This window comes from Streptomyces sp. NPDC055078 (genome assembly GCF_053607985.1).
Genome location: NZ_JBSGUP010001135.1, coordinates 1 through 1,246, shown reverse-complemented (window position 1 = coordinate 1,246; position 1,246 = coordinate 1). Strand labels below are relative to the sequence as shown.

The following is a 1,246-nucleotide window of genomic DNA, read 5'->3' as shown; positions in this document are numbered from 1 at the left end:
GACTGCTGTCGAACCCGCACATCGGAGAGGTCCCGCTGAACGAGGCGGTCGACCGGTTCTACACCGCCGACGTCTTCATGCACACCTGGGATCTGGCACGGGCCACCGGCCAGGACGAACGCCTCGATCCCGCCAGGTGCACCCGGTTGCTCGACGGGATGCTGCCGCTGGACGACGTTCTCCGCGCGAGCGGGCAGTACGGGCCGCGGGTCGCGGTGCCGGAAAGCGCCGACGTCCAGACCCGCTTGCTCGCCTTCATCGGCCGCCGGCCCTGACGAGTCGTCCTCAGCGCGCCCCTGGTTGAGGCGGCGGACCAGCAGGTGGGCGTCGCCGGTCTGCCGCCAGTGCCCGCGCCGGGCCCCCAGCCTGCTCCCGCTCGTGCTCCGATATGCCGGACGCCCTTCTCCGCCCGGCTTGTGCCAGGCTCCTGTGCAGGTCAGCCCAGATCCGCAGCCGGCCGCCGCAGCGGGCGGCCCTCACCGCCGGTACGGGCCGCGGTCTGCTCGCGCGGCTGCTCCAGCCGCACGGTGAGCCTGTGCCGAGCGGTGCGATCCCGGGCCGTGCATACGGCCTTCGTCGCAGCGGCCATGGCGTCCGTCGCCGGTCGGGTTCGCGCGGAACCAGCGGCGGTTCTGCTCGGCCTTTTACGCCCGCCGGGCCTCCGACTGGGCTTCCTCGGTCCGGCCAAGCCGTACGAAGGCTCTGCCGAGGTACTCCGGCGGCACCTGCTCCACGGCCTGGAACGCGGCGAAGGCGAGCACGGACGCCGCCAGGACCGGATCCGCGTCCAGCGCACCCGGCTCCCTGAACGTCAGAAACTCACGCCGGGCCCTCGTCATGCCAGTCTCCAGCGACGCGCGGACGTCAGCGGCAACAGCGGCGACATCGCCCCCCCCCGCCCGCATGGGCGGATTCCGTGACGAGCCGCGCCCTGGGCATGCGGCCGCGGGGATGAGCCGCCGGACCAACTCGGCCCCGGTGTCCATGGGTGCCAGGGACCAGCAGGGCGCGGCGCGTCGGGCCCCGGCCAGGGTCTTTCGTTTGGATCAGGCTGGGTCAGTGAGCGGGGTCTGGTTGGGGTCTCCCCAGGCCCGTCAGGGCCGTGGGGACGGGTCTCCCCGGGCCCGCCAGGGCCCAGGTGGGGGCACCTCCCACGCCGGAGGCTGTGGGGGAGGATCGCGAGGCGGAGGACGGGGGGTCCCCCCCCGGGCGGAGCCCAGGGGGAGAGTCCACGCGGCGGGGGTAC

Annotated in this window: 2 protein-coding genes and 1 pseudogene; 1 reads left to right on the top strand and 2 read right to left on the bottom strand. The window is 74.1% G+C overall.

Annotated features, from left to right (window positions below):
- A pseudogene (locus ACWF94_RS40745) lies at nucleotides 1-275 on the top strand (TIGR03086 family protein); the annotation flags it as partial.
- Nucleotides 276-436: 161 nt separating this feature from the next.
- On the opposite strand, the gene ACWF94_RS40740 reads toward ACWF94_RS40745, so the two are convergent.
- Together ACWF94_RS40740 and ACWF94_RS40735 are read right to left on the bottom strand one after the other, a co-directional pair.
- Nucleotides 437-589 carry a hypothetical protein gene (locus ACWF94_RS40740; RefSeq protein ID WP_453500380.1) on the bottom strand — a complete coding sequence of 51 codons (153 nt, stop codon included), beginning with the start codon at nucleotides 587-589 and terminating at the stop codon, nucleotides 437-439.
- A gap of 55 nt (nucleotides 590-644) precedes the next feature.
- Nucleotides 645-839, bottom strand: a complete 195-nt coding sequence (locus ACWF94_RS40735; protein WP_453500378.1) for a hypothetical protein — start codon at nucleotides 837-839, stop codon at nucleotides 645-647.
- Between the last annotated feature and the right edge of the window lie 407 nt (nucleotides 840-1,246).

Excerpts from the sequence above, each read along its gene's own strand:
- ACWF94_RS40740 (WP_453500380.1), bottom strand. The coding sequence starts at position 589 with ATGGCCGCTGCGACGAAGGCCGTATGCACGGCCCGGGATCGCACCGCT.
- ACWF94_RS40735 (WP_453500378.1), bottom strand. The coding sequence starts at position 839 with ATGACGAGGGCCCGGCGTGAGTTTCTGACGTTCAGGGAGCCGGGTGCG.